Source organism: Allobosea sp. 67-29 (genome assembly GCF_001898115.1).
Taxonomy (GTDB): Bacteria; Pseudomonadota; Alphaproteobacteria; order Rhizobiales; family Beijerinckiaceae; genus Allobosea.
This window is the reverse complement of record NZ_MKSQ01000026.1, coordinates 167,066-182,693: the sequence shown is the minus strand read 5'-3', so window position 1 is coordinate 182,693 and position 15,628 is coordinate 167,066. Positions and strand designations below refer to the sequence as shown.

General features: G+C 66.4%; 15 protein-coding genes. 11 read left to right on the top strand and 4 right to left on the bottom strand.

The features are described from left to right. Nucleotides 1-58 precede the first annotated feature (58 nt). Entirely contained in the window at nucleotides 59-1,126 is a 1,068-nt protein-coding gene (locus BGO20_RS19945; protein WP_291659217.1) for an ABC transporter ATP-binding protein, read from the bottom strand. Nucleotides 1,127-1,356: 230 nt separating this feature from the next. Here BGO20_RS19945 and BGO20_RS19940 point away from each other — a divergent pair, with 230 nt between their 5' ends. From BGO20_RS19940 to BGO20_RS19910, 7 genes are all read left to right on the top strand, one after another. Beyond that, nucleotides 1,357-2,130, top strand: coding sequence for a FadR/GntR family transcriptional regulator (locus BGO20_RS19940; RefSeq protein ID WP_291659216.1), 774 nt, complete (start codon nucleotides 1,357-1,359; stop codon nucleotides 2,128-2,130). Between the two features lie 129 nt (nucleotides 2,131-2,259). Then, nucleotides 2,260-3,234: a 2-hydroxyacid dehydrogenase gene (locus tag BGO20_RS19935; RefSeq protein WP_291659215.1), complete on the top strand. Its 975-nt coding sequence runs from the start codon at nucleotides 2,260-2,262 to the stop codon at nucleotides 3,232-3,234. Beyond that, entirely contained in the window at nucleotides 3,219-4,013 is a 795-nt protein-coding gene (locus tag BGO20_RS19930; RefSeq protein ID WP_291659214.1) for an AprI/Inh family metalloprotease inhibitor, read from the top strand. Before BGO20_RS19935 ends, BGO20_RS19930 begins: the two co-directional genes overlap by 16 nt. Nucleotides 4,014-4,249: 236 nt before the next feature. Continuing rightward, the gene (locus BGO20_RS19925; protein WP_291659213.1) at nucleotides 4,250-5,134 is read left to right on the top strand and encodes a tellurite resistance TerB family protein; all 885 of its coding nucleotides are present in this window, start codon (nucleotides 4,250-4,252) and stop codon (nucleotides 5,132-5,134) included. A 225-nt stretch (nucleotides 5,135-5,359) separates the two neighbouring features. After that, complete coding sequence (locus BGO20_RS19920) at nucleotides 5,360-6,250, top strand: UbiA family prenyltransferase (protein WP_291659212.1); 891 nt, start codon at nucleotides 5,360-5,362, stop codon at nucleotides 6,248-6,250. Next, nucleotides 6,247-7,560: an FAD-binding oxidoreductase gene (locus BGO20_RS19915; protein WP_291659211.1), complete on the top strand. Its 1,314-nt coding sequence runs from the start codon at nucleotides 6,247-6,249 to the stop codon at nucleotides 7,558-7,560. The genes BGO20_RS19920 and BGO20_RS19915 overlap by 4 nt, the downstream gene beginning before the upstream one ends. 110 nt (nucleotides 7,561-7,670) lie before the next feature. Further along, entirely contained in the window at nucleotides 7,671-7,973 is a 303-nt protein-coding gene (locus BGO20_RS19910) for a hypothetical protein (RefSeq protein ID WP_291659210.1), read from the top strand. A gap of 77 nt (nucleotides 7,974-8,050) precedes the next feature. On the opposite strand, the gene BGO20_RS19905 is transcribed toward BGO20_RS19910, so the two are convergent. From BGO20_RS19905 to BGO20_RS19895, 3 genes are all read right to left on the bottom strand, one after another. Then, complete coding sequence (locus tag BGO20_RS19905) at nucleotides 8,051-9,499, bottom strand: aspartate aminotransferase family protein (protein WP_291659209.1); 1,449 nt, start codon at nucleotides 9,497-9,499, stop codon at nucleotides 8,051-8,053. Continuing rightward, nucleotides 9,496-10,500, bottom strand: a complete 1,005-nt coding sequence (locus BGO20_RS19900) for an NAD-dependent epimerase/dehydratase family protein (RefSeq protein ID WP_291659208.1) — start codon at nucleotides 10,498-10,500, stop codon at nucleotides 9,496-9,498. Before BGO20_RS19900 ends, BGO20_RS19905 begins: the two co-directional genes overlap by 4 nt. Nucleotides 10,501-10,632: 132 nt before the next feature. Beyond that, complete coding sequence (locus BGO20_RS19895) at nucleotides 10,633-11,001, bottom strand: DMT family transporter (RefSeq protein ID WP_291659207.1); 369 nt, start codon at nucleotides 10,999-11,001, stop codon at nucleotides 10,633-10,635. Nucleotides 11,002-11,204: 203 nt separating this feature from the next. Here BGO20_RS19895 and BGO20_RS19890 point away from each other — a divergent pair, with 203 nt between their 5' ends. The 4 genes from BGO20_RS19890 to BGO20_RS19875 all read left to right on the top strand — a co-directional run bounded on the left by BGO20_RS19890 (nucleotide 11,205) and on the right by BGO20_RS19875 (nucleotide 15,560). Next, nucleotides 11,205-11,855, top strand: coding sequence for a hypothetical protein (locus BGO20_RS19890; protein WP_291659206.1), 651 nt, complete (start codon nucleotides 11,205-11,207; stop codon nucleotides 11,853-11,855). Nucleotides 11,856-12,124: 269 nt separating this feature from the next. Next, complete coding sequence (locus tag BGO20_RS19885) at nucleotides 12,125-13,087, top strand: ABC transporter ATP-binding protein (protein ID WP_291659205.1); 963 nt, start codon at nucleotides 12,125-12,127, stop codon at nucleotides 13,085-13,087. Beyond that, nucleotides 13,084-13,890: an ABC transporter permease gene (locus BGO20_RS19880; protein WP_291659204.1), complete on the top strand. Its 807-nt coding sequence runs from the start codon at nucleotides 13,084-13,086 to the stop codon at nucleotides 13,888-13,890. Before BGO20_RS19885 ends, BGO20_RS19880 begins: the two co-directional genes overlap by 4 nt. A gap of 50 nt (nucleotides 13,891-13,940) precedes the next feature. Further along, nucleotides 13,941-15,560, top strand: a complete 1,620-nt coding sequence (locus tag BGO20_RS19875; RefSeq protein WP_291659203.1) for a peptide chain release factor 3 — start codon at nucleotides 13,941-13,943, stop codon at nucleotides 15,558-15,560. Nucleotides 15,561-15,628 lie beyond the last annotated feature (68 nt).

Sequence of the window (15,628 nt, the reverse complement as noted above, 5' to 3'; positions counted from 1 at the left end):
TCATGCGTGGTTGTCGCCGCAACTGGGGCATCGCCCGGCCAGCGGGCGATGCGTCGACTCAGAGACGCTTGCCGGTGGCAGCGTCGAAGAGATGGGTCACGCCGGTGTCGGGCGAGATCCCGATCGCCTCTCCCGGCTGGGCCATGATCCGCTCGCGGAAGACGCAAGTGAGATCCTGCCCGCCGCAACGGACGACGACCTGCGTTTCCGAGCCGGTCGGCTCGATCACCACGACCTCGGCCTTGATGCCGTTGGGGTCCAGCCGGAAATGTTCAGGCCGGACACCGTAGACCGCGGCCTTGCCCTCGGAGCCGGCCGGCGGATTGCCGATCGGCCAGACGAGCGGCGCACCGCCCTTCGGGTTCTCGGCCTCGAACCCGGCGGCGGTGATCCTGCCCTTCAGCAGGTTCATCGAGGGCGAGCCGATGAAGGCCGCGACGAAGAGGTTCGCGGGATTGTCGTAGAGGTCGAGCGGCGCACCCATCTGTTCGACGATGCCGTCATGCATCACCACGATCTTGTCGGCCATGGTCATGGCCTCGATCTGATCGTGCGTGACGTAGACGGTCGTCGTCTTCAGGCGCTGGTGCAGTTCCTTGATCTCCGTGCGCATCTGCACGCGCAGCTTGGCGTCGAGATTGGAGAGCGGCTCGTCGAACAGGAAGACCTGGGGATCGCGCACGATGGCGCGACCCATCGCGACGCGCTGGCGCTGGCCGCCGGAGAGCTGGCGCGGATAGCGCTCGAGCAGGTTGGACAGGCCGAGGATCTGCGCCGCCTTCGAGACCCGCTCCTCGATTTCCGCCTTCGGCGCCTTCCTCAACTTCATCGAGAAGGCCATGTTGTCGGCGACCGTCATATGCGGATAGAGCGCATAGTTCTGGAAGACCATGGCGATGTCGCGTTCCTTCGGCGGAACGTCGTTCACGACCTTCGGTCCGATGCGGATTTCGCCGCCGGAGATGTTCTCCAGCCCTGCGATCATGCGCAGCAGCGTCGACTTCCCGCAGCCGGAAGGGCCGACGAGGATGACGAATTCGCCGTCGTCGATGTCGATGTCGACGCCATGAATGACCTGCGTCGAACCATAGGCCTTGCGGACATCGGCGATCTGGACTGATGCCATCCCATCCTCCCTGCTACCGTTCCCTCGGACGCCCGCCGTCGCGCGGGCGCCTGTCTTGATATCGGCTTCTCGTGACCGACTGATGCCGGGGCGCCGCCATGCCGGCGGTTGTATCCCCGTGCGTCTGCGATAAAGTCATACGATACCCGGAGAGCTGTCAAGCAGGAGCAAGCCGGGAACGGGACCAGGGAAACGCGCAATTGCCGCACGGCGAGAGGAAGGGGCGATCCATGCGGGTGCGCGATTTCTCGCGGCCGACGACATTGAATCCCGACCGTCTCTTCGGCCAGGTCGCCCAGAAGCTGGCGGTCGCCATTATCAGCGGCGATATCGGAGCCGGCGCCTTGCTGCCGAACGAGGACGATCTGCGCGCCGACATCTCGGTCTCGCGCACCGCCTATCGCGAGGCCGTCAAAATCCTGACGGCCAAGGGGCTTGTCGAGGCCCGCCCCAAGAGCGGTACGCGGGCCGCGCCGCGCGAGCGCTGGAACCTGCTCGACACCGATGTTCTCGCCTGGCATTTCGAGGCCGATCCGAACGAGAAATTCATCCGTGATCTCTTCGAGTTACGTCGTTTCGTCGAGCCCAGCGTCGCGCGCCTGGCGGCCCAGCGCCGCACCGCGGCCGACATCGCCCGCATCGAGGCCGCCCTGCGCGCGATGACCGACAATCCCCCCTATTCGGACCCTTGCGTGCGCGGCGATCTCGCCTTTCACGAAGCGATCTTCGCCGCCTCCCAGAACGCGCCGCTGCAATGTCTGGCGAGCGCCGTCATCGCGACGCTGCAATGGTCGCTCGTGCTGAAGAAGGGCGATGACGAAGCCTTCGCGGATTCGCTGCCCGACCATGAGAACATCCTGCTCGCGATCATCGATCGGGACGGCGATCTCGCTGCGGTCCGCATGACGGGTCTGGTCATCGACAGCTTGAACACCACGCTGGCATCGGTGAATGTCGTTCAAGGCGAGCCCGACAAAATTGCCCGAATAAATCATACTAAATGACGAGGCTGCCGCGCGAAGCAGCGGTGCCGTTTTCAAGGCGGATCGCTGTTTCGCGCCCTATACGGCATATGGTTTCAATCGTTTCATAAGACACGAATCATCGCAACGACGGATATGGACAGGACCAGGATGACAGCCTCCGACCGAACCGAGATCATTATGACCGGCCCGCTGATGGCGTACGCCGCCGATCAGCTGAAGGCCCGCTTCGTCGTCCACGAACTCTGGAAGGCGCCGGATCGCAGCGCCCTGCTGCGCGATGTCTCTGCCCGCGTGCGCGGCGTCGCCGCCGGCGGCGGGCATAACCGGGTGGACGCCGCGTTGTTCGATGCGCTGCCGAAGCTCGAGATCGTCTCCAGCTTCGGCGTCGGCTACGATCATGTCGATGCGGCCGAAGCCGGACGGCGTGGCCTCGTCGTCACCAATACGCCGGACGTGCTGACGGACGAGGTCGCGGACCTGGCGCTGGGCCTGCTGATCGCCACGGTGCGCCAGCTGCCGCAGGTCGATCGCTATCTGCGCGCGGGCAAGTGGCTGCAGGGCAATTATCCGCTCACCACCTCGCTGCGCGGCCGCAAGGTCGGCATCGTCGGTCTCGGCCGCATCGGCAAGGCAGTGGCGCAGCGCATCGAGGCTTTCGGCCTGCCGGTGGTCTATCATGGTCGCACCCGCCAGGAAGATGTGGCCTATCGCTACTACCCTTCGCTGGTGGACATGGCCGCCGATGTCGACACGCTGATCTCGGTCGCGCCCGGCGGCGCCTCGACCCATCACATCATCAATGCCGAGGTGCTGAAGGCGCTCGGCCCCAAGGGCATTCTCGTCAATGTCGGCCGCGGCACGGTGGTCGACGAGCAGGCGCTGATCAAGGCCCTGCAGGACGGGACGATCCTTTCGGCCGGTCTCGACGTGTTCGAGGACGAGCCGCGGGTCCCGGCCGAGCTGATCGCGATCGAGCACGCCGTGCTGCTGCCCCATGTCGGCTCGGCCTCGGTCCACACCCGCGAGGCGATGGGCCAGCTTCTGGTCGACAACCTGGCTTCATGGTTCGATGGCAAGGGGCCGCTGACGCCCGTGTCGGAGACGCCATGGAAGCAGGGCTGATCCGCCGGCTGCTGCCGCTTCTGCTGCTCGGCGCCGGCGTTCTGCCGGCAGCCGGGCAGGCGGTGCCGCCTTCGCGCGGCGCGAACAGGGAGCCGGAGGCGATCAGGCGCTGGCTCGGTGCCTGGGAGCTTTCGCTTGCCGATGCGCCGCGCAGTTGCACGGTGACCTTTGGCGCGGAGGCCAAGGGCAACCTGCGTCAGCTTCGCTTTCCAGCGACATGCCGGCGCGCCCTGCCGATCCTCGATACGGCGACGGCCTGGAACCTGTCGCCGGCCGGCCTGCCGCAATTGCTGGAAACCGGCGGCATGGCGCTCGTCAGCTTCGGGAGCGGCACGCCGGCAGCCGGCCTCGACGGCAAGGGCAGCGACGGAAAGCCCTATCGGCTGACCGGCAAGGGCCGTCCCCGTGCTACGGTCCGCGTTCTGCAGGACCGGGCCGCCGATGCGGCCCAAAGGCCGACGCCGGTCGATCCGGCACGCGCCCCGGCTGCGGCCACGCTGCCCGGCCGCTACCAGCTGATGCGGCAGCAGAACCGCGAGGCGTGCCGCCTGGTCCTGTCCCCGTCGGCCGGTGGACGCGACGGAACGGCCGGATTCGACGGCCCGTGCCGGGACACGGGGCTGGCGATCTTCGACCCCGCCGGCTGGCATTATGCCGCAGGGCGCCTTTCGCTGATCGCCAGGCGCGGACATAGCGTCGAGCTGATCTTCGAGCAGGGACAGTGGCGCAAGGATCCCGCGGTCGGAGCACCGTTGCTCATGCGAAAGCTCGGTCCCTAGCCGCGAGAGCCGCGCCAGCAGCGCGTCCAGCGTTGCCCTCGAGAGCGCGGGGATGGCGCACCGACATGCCGATGAAAGCGGCCCGGAGAGCTCGCGGCGAGCGAACCGGGTGACCGATTGTTAACGATGACATTGCGTGGCGGCTGTGCAAACTGCGCCCTCGTCGCGTCATCATGACATGGCTGATCCGGCCGGAGCGCGTCCGCCATCCGCCGGAACCCCTGAGGAGAACCGACATGTTCAACGCCAAATCGCTGCTCGACGCCCTGGTCAACGCGGGCAGCCAGGCCGCTGCCCAGTCGGGCCAGCAGGGCGGTCTGAGCGGCGTGCTCGGCGGCCTGGCCGAACAGGTTCAGCGTTCGGGCGGACTCGGGGGGCTTGCCGGCCAGATCCTGACCCAGGCCACGCAGGGCCTGGGCGACGCGGCTCGGCAGACCGGCGTGCAGCAAGGCGCCGCCGATGCACTCGGGCAGGTGAGCGGCGGCCAGAGCGTGGGCGACCTGATGGCGCAGGCGAAAGGCGCCTTGAGCAACAATCCGGCCCTGGCGACGGCTGTGCTCGGCGGCCTCGGCGCGCTCGTCTTCGGCTCGAGCGCCGGCCGCTCCGTCGCGGCCTCGGCCGCCAAGCTCGGCGGCCTCGCTCTGATCGGCGGCCTCGCCTACAAGGCCTACCAGAACTACCAGGCGGGCAAGCCTCTGCTCGACGGCAACCAGCAACAGGTCCTGCCGGCACCGGCCGGTACCGGCTTCGAGCCGCAGGCGGCCACCGAGGCTACCGCGCTGACCTTCATTCGCGCGATGATCGCCGCTGCCGCCGCCGACGGTACGATCGACGCCGAGGAGCGCGGTGCCATTCTCGGCGGGCTCAAGGAAGCCGGCCTCGACGCCGAGGCGCATGACTGGCTGGCCAGGGAACTCGCCGCGCCGGCTTCCATCGACCAGCTCGCCGAAGCTGCCGAAACACCGGAAATGGCGACGCAGATCTATGCGGCGGCTCGGCTCGCCATCAACCCCGACACGGCTGCCGAGAAGGATTTCCTGGCGGGCCTGGCCGGTTCGCTCGGCCTCGACGCAGAGCTCGTCGCCAATATCGACGCCGCCGCTGCGGCCGCGAAGGCCTGACGCGCCGGCAAGGCCAACCAGCTGCTCCGCGTCCAGCCTGCGGAGGCCACGGGAGGCGGGAAGCCTCTCGTTAAGCATGGCTTTGAATTCGTTGCCTGTTTTCGCGGCATGTGCACCCCTGCTTAGGAGTTCTTCGCCGACAACGCCCCCCGCCGATATCTCTGGCCGTCACTCCTTGCCGGCAAGGAGCGCATGGAAACCGCAGGAGCGCGGGGGAGCCTCGACATGTCCGTCACCGCAATGATCAGGGCGATGCGCCCCCATCATTGGCTCAAGAACGGGCTCGTCTTCGTCCCGATCCTGCTCAACCACGATGTTTTCGACCCGGCCGCCCTCTGGCACGGCTTCATCGCCTTTATCGCCTTCAGCCTGATCGCCTCGGCGGTCTACCTGCTCAACGATATCAAGGACGTCGATGCCGACCGCCGCCATCCGACGAAATGCCGGCGCCCGCTCGCTGCCGGCGAGATCACCGCGGGGCAGGCCTACGCCGCCGTTCCCATTCTGCTGATCGCCGCGTTCTCGACCGTGCCGCTCGTGCCGCAGCCGACGAACTTCCTGCTCGCTCTGCTGGCCTATCTCTTTCTCGCACTGGCCTATCTGCTGGTCCTGAAGCGCAAGCTGCTGGTCGACGTCCTCGGACTTGCCGCGATGCATACGCTGCGCATTCTCGCCGGCAACGCCGCCGCCGCGATCCCGCTGTCCTCCTGGCTGCTCGCCTTCGCGATGTTCCTGTTCTTCAGCCTCGCCCTGGTGAAGCGCTATGCCGAGCTGCGCCTGACGCAGGATCATTCCGGGCTGAAGAAGGCGGGGCGGGGCTATCACGCCGAGGACATCGAGGCTCTCTCGCAGCTGGGCATGGCATCGGGCTGCACCTGCGCGCTGATCATGGCGCTTTATGTCGACAGCGCCAATGTCAAGCAGCTCTACAGCCAGCCAAAGCTGATCTGGCTGGTCTGTCCGATCATCCTCTATCAGATGGCGCGAATCTGGTTTCTGGCCCGCCGGGGCGGCATGCCTGACGATCCGCTCGTCTTCATGATCCGCGATTGGCGCAGCCAGGTCATGGGGGTGATCGTCGTGCTGATCATGGTCGCGGCGACGGTCCTGCCGTGACGTTGCCGCCGGGCGCCTATCGTTCATGGGGAGGCCTCGCTGCACAGGGCAGCGAGATCGTCGATGCGACGGCATGGATCGAGCAGGGCGCGGCCTCTCGCGGTCCGGTGCTCGCCTACGGCAACGGGCGCTCCTACGGGGATTCCTGCCTGAACAGCGGCGGCACGCTGCTCGACACCCGCGGTCTCGACCAGGTGCTCGCCTTCGACCGCGAGACCGGCCTGTTGACCTGCGAGGCCGGGCTGATGCTCGACCGCCTGCTGGACATCGTCGTGCCTGCCGGCTGGTTCCCTCCGGTCACGCCGGGGACCAGCTTCGTGACGATCGGCGGTGCGCTTGCCAACGATGTCCACGGCAAGAACCATCACCGGGCCGGCACCTTTGGTTCTCACGTGCGCGCCTTCGAGCTGATGCGCTCCGACGGCCGCAGCCTGCTCTGCGCGCCCGACATCAATGCCGATCTCTTCGCCGCGACGATCGGAGGCTACGGGCTGACCGGGCTGGTGACGCAGGTCACGCTGCAGTTGATGCCGATCGGCTCGGCCGCGATGGAGCAGGAGATCCTGCATTTCGACGATCTCGACGGCTTCTTCGCGCTCGCCGCCGCCTCCGACGCGGCCTACGACTATACGGTGGCGTGGATCGATGCGCTGGCGAGCGGCCGTCATCTCGGCCGCGGCGTCTTCTTCCGGGCCAACCACGCGCCCGATTTCGGCTTCCTGCCGCCATCGGCCGGGCGCAGCCTGCGCTTTCCGGTGACGCCGCCCTTTGCGCTGATCAACCGGACGACGATGCGCGCCTTCAACTGGCTCTACCGCCATAGCCAACCGCGCGGAGCCGCGCCGCGGCGGGTGCCGTACCGCCCCTTCTTCTACCCGCTCGACCGAATCCGGGATTGGAACCGCGCCTATGGTCCGATGGGGCTGAGGCAGTTCCAATGCGCCATTCCCATGGCCGAAGCGCGCCGGGCCGTAGAGGACATGCTGCGCCGGACGCTCGACGCCGGGGAAGCCTCCTTCCTGACGGTGCTCAAGCTTTTCGGCGCCAGGCGCTCGCCGGGGCTGATGTCGTTTCCGATCGAAGGCGCGACGCTGACGCTCGACTTTCCCAATCGCGGCGCACGCACGGAGGTTCTGCTGGCGGAGCTCGACCGGATCACGATCGAGGCAGGCGGCCGCGTGAATCCCTACAAGGATGCTCGCATGTCGGCCGAGACCTTCCGGGCTTCCTTCCCGCAATGGCGCGATTTCGCCAGGCATGTCGACCCCGGCTTCTCCTCGGATTTCTGGCGGCGGGTGACCGAGGGCTGAGAAAGCCGCGAAGAATGTCACGGCCTTCTTGAACCCTTCGGACACTCGTCGCGACCAATCCGGCATGGAGGGCGAGCAGTTCGCTCTCGACAGTCTCGGGAGAGCCGATCATGACGACGTTTCGCAAGACGACGACCGCCGCCCTCGCCGCCCTGACGCTGGCCGCGAGCCTGATGGCCACGGGTGCGGAAGCCCGCCCGCGCTGGGGCTATGGCTATTACGGCCATCGCGGCTGGGGTGTCGGGGCCGGCGTGGCCGGTGCGATCGCCGCGGGCGCCCTCATCGCCGGCGCCGCCCGTCCGGCCTATGGCTACGGCTATTACGCCGCCCCGGTCCGCTCCTGCGATCTCGTCGAACGCCTCGACCGCTGGGGCAACGTGGTCGGCTATCGTCGCGTCTGCGGCTACTACTGAGTTCCGAGGACAGCGTTTCGCGTTTCGATACGGAAAGGCCGGCGCAAGCCGGCCTCTTCTGCCTGTCGCGGCGCCGCTCAGCCTTTGGCCGTCGCGACCTTGCGCAGATAGCCGGTGACGATGCCGGTGACACCGCGTGACAGCACGTCGTCGAGAGCGGCGACGAACTGGTCGCACTGCTCGCGCGTGACGATCAGCGGCGGCTCCAGCCGGATGACGTTGCGGTTGTACTCGGTGAAGGCGACGAGCACGTCGTGCTCCTTCAGCAGCAGCGCGCCGACGAATCCGCAGAGCGAGCCCTTCAGCTTGTCGTCAAGCAGCGCGACCATGTGCTTCACGCCGAAGGGCATGGTCTCGCTGATGTCCTGGAACTCGACGCCGATCATCAGCCCGCGTCCGCGGATCTCCTTGAGCAGCGTCGGATATTTGGCGCGCAGCGCGTTCAGCCGCTCGATCAGATAGTCGCCCTGCCGCTTGGCATTGCCCATCAGGTCCTCGTCATAGAGGACGTTGAGGGCCTCGATCGCCGAGACGCAGGCCTCGCCCATGCCGCCGAAGGTCGCCTGCGCATGGATCAGCGCCGTCTTCGGCTTGCCATAGGCCTTCATGTAGATCTCGCGGCGGGCGATCATCGCACCCATCGCCGCCTTCGAGCCGCCGAGCGCCTTGGCGAGAGCGGTGACGTCCGGCACCACCCCGTCGCGCTCGAAGGCGAAGAACTGCCCGGTGCGGCCGAGCCCGCACTGCACCTCGTCGGCGACCCAGAGCACGCCGTGCTTGTCGCAGAGCGCGCGCAATTCACGCCAGAAGCCCTCCGGCGCCTCGACGATGCCGCCGCCGCCCTGGATCGTCTCCATCACCACGATGCCGATCGACGGGTCGCTTTCCAGCGCCTGCCGCACAGCGTCGATATCGCCGAAGGGCACCTTGACCCGGTTCTCGACCAGCTTGAATCCGGACTGGTAGAGCGTCGAATCCGTGATCGAGAGCACGCCCTTGGTCTTGCCGTGGAAGGAGTTCGCCGCGTGCAGGATCTTCGACTTGCCCGGCCCCTGCGCCTGTTCGGCGACCTTCAGCGCCGCCTCCATCGCCTCCGAGCCGGTCGAGCCGAGGAAGACCATGTCGAGGTCGCCCGGCGCAATGGTGGCGAGGTTCTTCGCCAGCGCTGCCGCATATTGCGACATGAAGGCCATGCAGATCTCATGGCGCTGCTCGTCCTGGAATTTCTGCCGGGCCGCGACGATGCGCGGATGGTTGTGGCCGAAGGCGACCGAGCAGAAGCCTCCGAAGAAGTCGAGGATCCTGCGGCCATCCTTGGTGACGTAATGCATGCCCTCGGCGCGATCGACGAGGATCCTATCGAAGCCGAGCAGCTTCAGGAAATGCAGCTGGCCCGGATTGATATGGGTGGCGAAGAGCTCCTTCACCTGGCCGGCATCGAGCTGCTTTGCGGCTTCGACGCTGATCAGCTGCGGCCGGGCGGCGGTCATGGGGGCATCCTCGGGCTTGAAGGCGGGCAGGCTCATGCGGCGAGGCTCCTCTCACCCTGCTTCCGGCCATCCCTGGCCTTGCGGTATTCGGTATAGGCGGCGAGCAGCATGTCTTCGTCGCGGTGTTGCGGCTGCCAGCCGAGCTCGCGCTTGGCCTTGGAGGTATCGAGGATACAGACCTCGTCGGCGATCTTGTACTGCTCCGGGTCCATGATCGGCATGTTGACCGCGTCGAGCGCATCGAGGGTGAGCTTCACCAGCGAGGCCGGCGTCGGCAGCAGGATCGACTTCGACCCGGCATGGCGGATAAGGTCGCCGAGCAGCTTCCTAACCGGCGGTGGATCGTCGGAGCCGAGATTATAGGCCTCGTTGGGGAAGCCCGCCTTCCAGGCCGCGATGCAGGCGCTGGCGCAGTCGAAGACGGAGATGAACTGGTAGGGATTGTTGCCGCCGCCGATCATCGGGACCGGCAGGTTGAGGTCGATCAGCCTGAACAGCTTGACCAGGATGCCGAGGCGACCCGGCCCGATAATGAGGCGCGGCCGGAAGATCGGGATCTTGAAGCCCTTGGCGCGGTACTCCTCGGCCAGGCGCTCCGTCGCCAGCTTGCTCTCGCCGTACTCGCCGAGGGGATGGGCGGGATGGGTCTCGTCCTGCGGCACCGTCACCGAATGGCCGTAGATCATGTCGGTGGTGAAATGGACCAGCCGGTCGGCGCCGTTCTTCTCCATCCAGCTCAGGATGTTCTGCGTGCCATGGTAATTGACCGGCCAGAAGAAGTCGTGCCGCTCGGCTCGCGTCACGATCGGCGAGAGCATCTTGGCGGAGAGGTTGTAGACCACGTCCTCCGGCGCCAGCGGCAGGCTCTCGACGCTGTCCGCCTTCGTCACGTCGATCTTGTGAAAGGGCACCGTCGCGTAATGCGCGTGATCGCTCTTCCGGATGTCCGCGACGAGCACGGCCTCGCCCAGTGCGGCGAGATCGGCCGCCAGATGCGAGCCGACGAAACCGTCGCCGCCGATGATCACGTGTTTCATCGCGGCGGCCTCACTGCGGGCGGTGCGGCGGCCGCACCCTGACCGGAACGGGCTTGAGCAGGACTTCCGGCTTCGGCTCGAGCAACGCACCCAGGCGCAGGAACAGGCGAACGATCAGGTCCATGATCTTCCTCAGCTTTGTGCGATGAAAACGGTACCGAGGACGATGAAGGCGATGCCGGCGAGCCGGCTCGGGCTCAGATCCTCGTGGAAGACGAAGTAGGCATAGGCCGCGACCACCACATAGGCGAGGCTCAGGAACGGATAGGCGTAGCTGATCTGCACCTTGGAGAGCACGACCAGATGAGAGGCCATGCTGATGACGAAGGTGCACAGCCCGGCGAAGACGAAGGGATTGAAGACGACACGGAACACCGTCCCGATGAAGCCGTCTCCGGCGAGGTCGAAGCCGCCGAGGCCGCTCATGCCGCGCTTCAGCATGAGTTGTGCCGCCGCATTGGTCAGCACCGTGAACAGGATCAGGGGAATATAGGAACTCATCGTGACGCCGACCGACTCCGCTCGCCTTCTGCGCCTGCCGGAGTGCGCCCCAAAATACTTCAATTGCCTTAGGGACCGGTCCCGACTTGCTCCTAACGTTAAGAAGAGCCTGCCAGGATCACCGAAACCCCGGAACGCTCGCCCCTGCCGCTGCCTGACAGGTAGCCGCCTATGCTGGCCTCGTTCCAGCGCGAGGAGAGCCCATGCCCCTGCCCAATCGCGTCCGGCCGGATGGCATGCTCTTCGCCGACCCTGCGCGCGGTATCCTTTTCGGCAACCGCGGCGGGCGCTTCCACGATCCGCTGACGCGGGCGCTGCCGCACCGGATCCAGGCCAGCCGCCAATGGATCTGCTGTGTCCTCTCCTTCAAGGGCCGCCGACACCAGGTCTGGGGGCGTGGCTATACCGACCTGTTTTTCTGCGACGAGGTCACCGCCTTCGCCGCCGGACATCGCCCCTGCATGGAATGCCGGCGGCGCGACGCACTGGCCTATCGCGATGCGCTGGTGCAGGGCCTCGGCCTCGCCCGCACCCCGCGCTTCCCCGACATCGATCGCATCCTCGACGGCGAGCGCCGCTCTGACCGGGAGAAACGCACGCATCGCCTGCCGGCGGCGGAGCTGCCTGACGGCGCGATGCTGCTTTCCGAGCAGGGAGACGCCTTTCTCGCGCTGCGTGGAGATACGGCGTTGCTCTGGTCTCCATCGGGCTATGCAGGCCGGTGCGCCCGCCCGTCGGGCATCGTGACCGTCTTGACGCCACCGGCCACGCTGGCCGCCCTGGCGCATGGCTATCGGCCGCTCTGGCATCCCAGCGCCGAAGCGCTCGAGCCGTCCGCGGCGCGCGGCGGCTAGGAACCTTCCCGCATCGGCGGGCGTTGCGGCAGCATCAACCTTCCACTGAGGGGCTGCCAATGCGTTCGATCTTATTGTGGCTTCTGGGCGTTCCGATCCCGGTCATCATCCTGTTGTGGTTCTTCATGAGATAGGCTTGGACCGCATCGTCGCGTCACGAGGCCGGGCCCGTCGCCCGGCCTTTTCCGTTGTCGGTCCCGACAGGGGCTGGCAGGAATCCTCACTGTCGGGGCCGGTCAGCCATCGCAACCGTCATCGAACGAGCCTATATGGCGCTGATGCTCATGACCTCGACCTCGCCCATCATCTCAGTCTCGGGGCTCTCCAAGACCTATTCCACCGGTTTCAGTGCGCTCAAATCCGTCGATCTCGAGATCCGGCGCGGCGAGATCTTCGCCCTGCTCGGTCCCAACGGCGCCGGCAAGACCACGCTGATCAGCATCATCTGCGGGCTGGTGCGACCGAGCACCGGCACCGTCCTCGCCGACGGCCACGACATCATCCGCGACTACCGCGCGGCGCGCTCGACCATCGGTCTCGTGCCGCAGGAACTGACCACCGACGCCTTCGAGACGGTGTGGAGCACGGTCAGCTTCAGTCGCGGCCTGTTCGGCAGGCCGAAGAACCCCGCCTTCATCGAGCGGATCCTGAGAGAGCTCTCGCTCTGGGACAAGAAGGACACCCAGATCCGCCGGCTTTCCGGCGGCATGAAGCGGCGCGTCCTGATCGCCAAGGCATTGGCCCACGAGCCGCGCATCCTCTTCCTCGACGAGCCGACCGCGGGCGTCGATGTCGAGCTGCGCCAGGACATGTGGCAGATGGTGCGCCGGCTGCGGGACAACGGCGTCACCATCATCCTGACGACGCACTATATCGAAGAGGCCGAGGAGATGGCCGACCGGATCGGCGTCATCTCCAACGGCGAGATCATCCTCGTCGAGGAGAAGGCCGAGCTGATGCGCAAGCTCGGCAAGAAGCAGCTTTCGCTCCAGCTGCAGCAGCCGATCACGGCGTTGCCGGCCGCACTTTCGGCTTTCGACCTCAGCCTGTCGCCGGCCGGCGACGAGATCGTCTACACCTACGACACCCAGGCCGACCGCACCGGCATCACCACCTTGCTTCAGGGTCTTTCGGAAGCGGGCATCCGCTTCCGCGACCTCAGCACCAGCCAGAGCTCGCTCGAGGACATCTTCGTCAGCCTGGTGCATGCCGGCGACAAGGAGCGCGCATGACCATCCTCACCACCGAACGCGAGGCCGAAACCGGCATGCGCCTCAATCTGCGCGCGATTGCCGCGATCTACCGCTTCGAGATGGCACGCACCTGGCGCACGCCGCTGCAGAGCATCGTCTCGCCCGTGCTCTCGACCGCGCTCTATTTCATCGTCTTCGGCGGCGCCATCGGCTCGCGCATGCAGTCGATCGAGGGCGTGCCCTACGGCGCCTTCATCGTGCCCGGCCTGATCATGATGTCGCTCTTGACGCAGAGCATCGCCAACGCCTCCTTCGCGATCTACTTCCCGAAGTTCACCGGCACGATCTACGAATTGCTCTCCGCCCCTGTCGCCTGGTGGGAGGCGGTGATCGGCTATGTCGGCGCCGCCGCGTCGAAATCGATGCTGCTCGGGCTTATCATCCTGCTGACGGCGACCTTCTTCGTGCCGTTGCGCATCGAGCATCCGGCGATGATGCTGCTCTTCCTGGTGCTGACGGCGACGACCTTCAGCCTGTTCGGCTTCATCATCGGCATCTGGGCCGACGGCTTCGAGAAGCTTCAGGTGATCCCGCTTCTGATCGTGACGCCGCTCGCCTTCCTCGGCGGCTCGTTCTACTCGATCGCGATGCTGCCGCCCTTCTGGCAGAAGGTGACGCTGTTCAACCCGGTCGTCTATCTGATCAGCGGCTTCCGCTGGAGCTTCTACGGTCTCGCCGATGTCAGCCTCGGCGTCAGTCTCGGCATGACGCTCTTCTTCCTCGCGCTGTGCATCGGCATCGTCGGCTGGATCTTCAAGACAGGCTACCGGCTGAAGAACTGAGGCGGCATGCCGATTGACTTCGCCGGGCGCATCCTGTCTTCACACCGGCGATGACCGATCTCTCGTCCCTCCAGGCCCCGGCGTCCGAGGCCCCGCACGCGCGCCGGCGCACCTTCGCGATCATCTCGCACCCGGACGCGGGCAAGACGACGCTGACCGAGAAGCTGCTCTATTTCGGCGGCGCCATTCAGCTCGCCGGCGAGGTGCGCGCCAAGCAGGGGCGCCGCCAGACCTCGTCGGACTGGATGAAGATCGAGCGCCAGCGCGGCATCTCTGTCGTCACCTCGGTGATGACCTTCGAATATGGCGGGCATGTCTTCAACCTGCTCGACACGCCCGGCCATGAGGACTTCTCGGAGGATACCTACCGCACCCTGACTGCCGTCGATTCCGCCGTCATGGTGATCGACGCGGCCAAGGGCATCGAGGACCGCACCAAGAAGCTGTTCGAGGTCTGCCGTCTGCGCGACATCCCGATCGTGACCTTCATCAACAAGGTCGACCGCGAGACGCGCGACCCCTTCGACCTGATCAACGAGATCGAGACGACGCTGGCGCTGGACGTGGCGCCGATGACCTGGCCCGTCGGGCGCGGCCGCGATTTCGTCGGCACCTACGATCTCAAGGCCAACACCTTCCGCCGCAACCAGAAGGGCGACGAAACGGTCCAGGACAAGCGCGTCAACGGCTGGGACGATCCCTTCTTCGACGAGATGCTGCCCGATGGTGGTGCGGAGACCTGGCGCGAGGAGGTCTTCCTCGCGACCGAGGGCCTGAAGCGCTTCGATCTCCAGGCCTTCCGCGAAGGGCATCTGACTCCGCTCTACTGGGGCGCGGCGCTGCGCGACTATGGCGTGCGCGACCTCATCGACGCGCTCGGCGCCTATGCGCCGAGCCCGCGCGCCCAGGTCGCCGACAAGCGCGCGGTCGAGGCGGGCGAGCCGAAGATGACCGGCTTCGTCTTCAAGATCCAGGCGAACATGGACCCCAACCACCGCGACCGCATCGCCTTCATGCGCGTCTGCTCGGGCAAGCTGACCCGCGGCATGAAGGCGAAGCTGGTCCGCACCGGCAAGCCGATGCCGCTCAATGCGCCGCAGTTCTTCTTCGCGCGCGACCGCTCGATCGCCGAAGAGGCCTTCGCCGGCGACATCGTCGGCCTGCCGAACCACGGCACCTTGCGCATCGGCGACACGCTGACCGAGGGCGAGGACATCGTCTTCAAGGGCGTGCCGAGCTTCGCGCCGGAGATCCTGCGCCGCGTCAAGCTGAAGGACGCGATGAAGGCCAAGAAGCTGCGCGAGGCCCTGCAGCAGATGGCCGAGGAAGGCGTCGTCCAACTGTTCCTGCCGCATGACGGCGCGCCCGCCATCGTCGGCGTCGTCGGCGCCCTCCAGCTCGACGTGCTGAAGGAGCGCATGCAGGCGGAGTATGCGCTGCCGATCGACTTCGAGCCGTGCCAGTTCTCGATCGCGCGCTGGGTCTCGTCCGACGACAAGGCCGCGCTGCAGAAGTTCGTGGGCCTGAAGCCCTCGGCGATGGCCGATGACCTCGACGGCGATCCGGTGTTCATGGCGTCGAGCCAGTTCACCTTGAAATACGACTCGGAACGCGCGCCGGACGTGACGTTCTCCGACGTGAAGGACTATCAGAAGGTCACCAAGGGCTAAGGGGCCTGTGGCAGGAATGTGACAGCGCCTCGCCGCAGGGCGGAGGGTTGATCCGGATCAAATCGCCC

Bases quoted from the DNA above. Each gene is read 5' to 3' on its own strand.
- BGO20_RS19945 (WP_291659217.1), bottom strand. From the start codon at position 1,126: ATGGCATCAGTCCAGATCGCCGATGTCCGCAAGGCCTATGGTTCGACG.
- BGO20_RS19940 (WP_291659216.1), top strand. From the start codon at position 1,357: ATGCGGGTGCGCGATTTCTCGCGGCCGACGACATTGAATCCCGACCGT.
- BGO20_RS19935 (WP_291659215.1), top strand. From the start codon at position 2,260: ATGACAGCCTCCGACCGAACCGAGATCATTATGACCGGCCCGCTGATG.
- BGO20_RS19930 (WP_291659214.1), top strand. From the start codon at position 3,219: ATGGAAGCAGGGCTGATCCGCCGGCTGCTGCCGCTTCTGCTGCTCGGC.
- BGO20_RS19925 (WP_291659213.1), top strand. From the start codon at position 4,250: ATGTTCAACGCCAAATCGCTGCTCGACGCCCTGGTCAACGCGGGCAGC.
- BGO20_RS19920 (WP_291659212.1), top strand. From the start codon at position 5,360: ATGTCCGTCACCGCAATGATCAGGGCGATGCGCCCCCATCATTGGCTC.
- BGO20_RS19910 (WP_291659210.1), top strand. From the start codon at position 7,671: ATGACGACGTTTCGCAAGACGACGACCGCCGCCCTCGCCGCCCTGACG.
- BGO20_RS19905 (WP_291659209.1), bottom strand. From the start codon at position 9,499: ATGAGCCTGCCCGCCTTCAAGCCCGAGGATGCCCCCATGACCGCCGCC.
- BGO20_RS19900 (WP_291659208.1), bottom strand. From the start codon at position 10,500: ATGAAACACGTGATCATCGGCGGCGACGGTTTCGTCGGCTCGCATCTG.
- BGO20_RS19895 (WP_291659207.1), bottom strand. From the start codon at position 11,001: ATGAGTTCCTATATTCCCCTGATCCTGTTCACGGTGCTGACCAATGCG.
- BGO20_RS19890 (WP_291659206.1), top strand. From the start codon at position 11,205: ATGCCCCTGCCCAATCGCGTCCGGCCGGATGGCATGCTCTTCGCCGAC.
- BGO20_RS19885 (WP_291659205.1), top strand. From the start codon at position 12,125: ATGGCGCTGATGCTCATGACCTCGACCTCGCCCATCATCTCAGTCTCG.
- BGO20_RS19880 (WP_291659204.1), top strand. From the start codon at position 13,084: ATGACCATCCTCACCACCGAACGCGAGGCCGAAACCGGCATGCGCCTC.
- BGO20_RS19875 (WP_291659203.1), top strand. From the start codon at position 13,941: ATGACCGATCTCTCGTCCCTCCAGGCCCCGGCGTCCGAGGCCCCGCAC.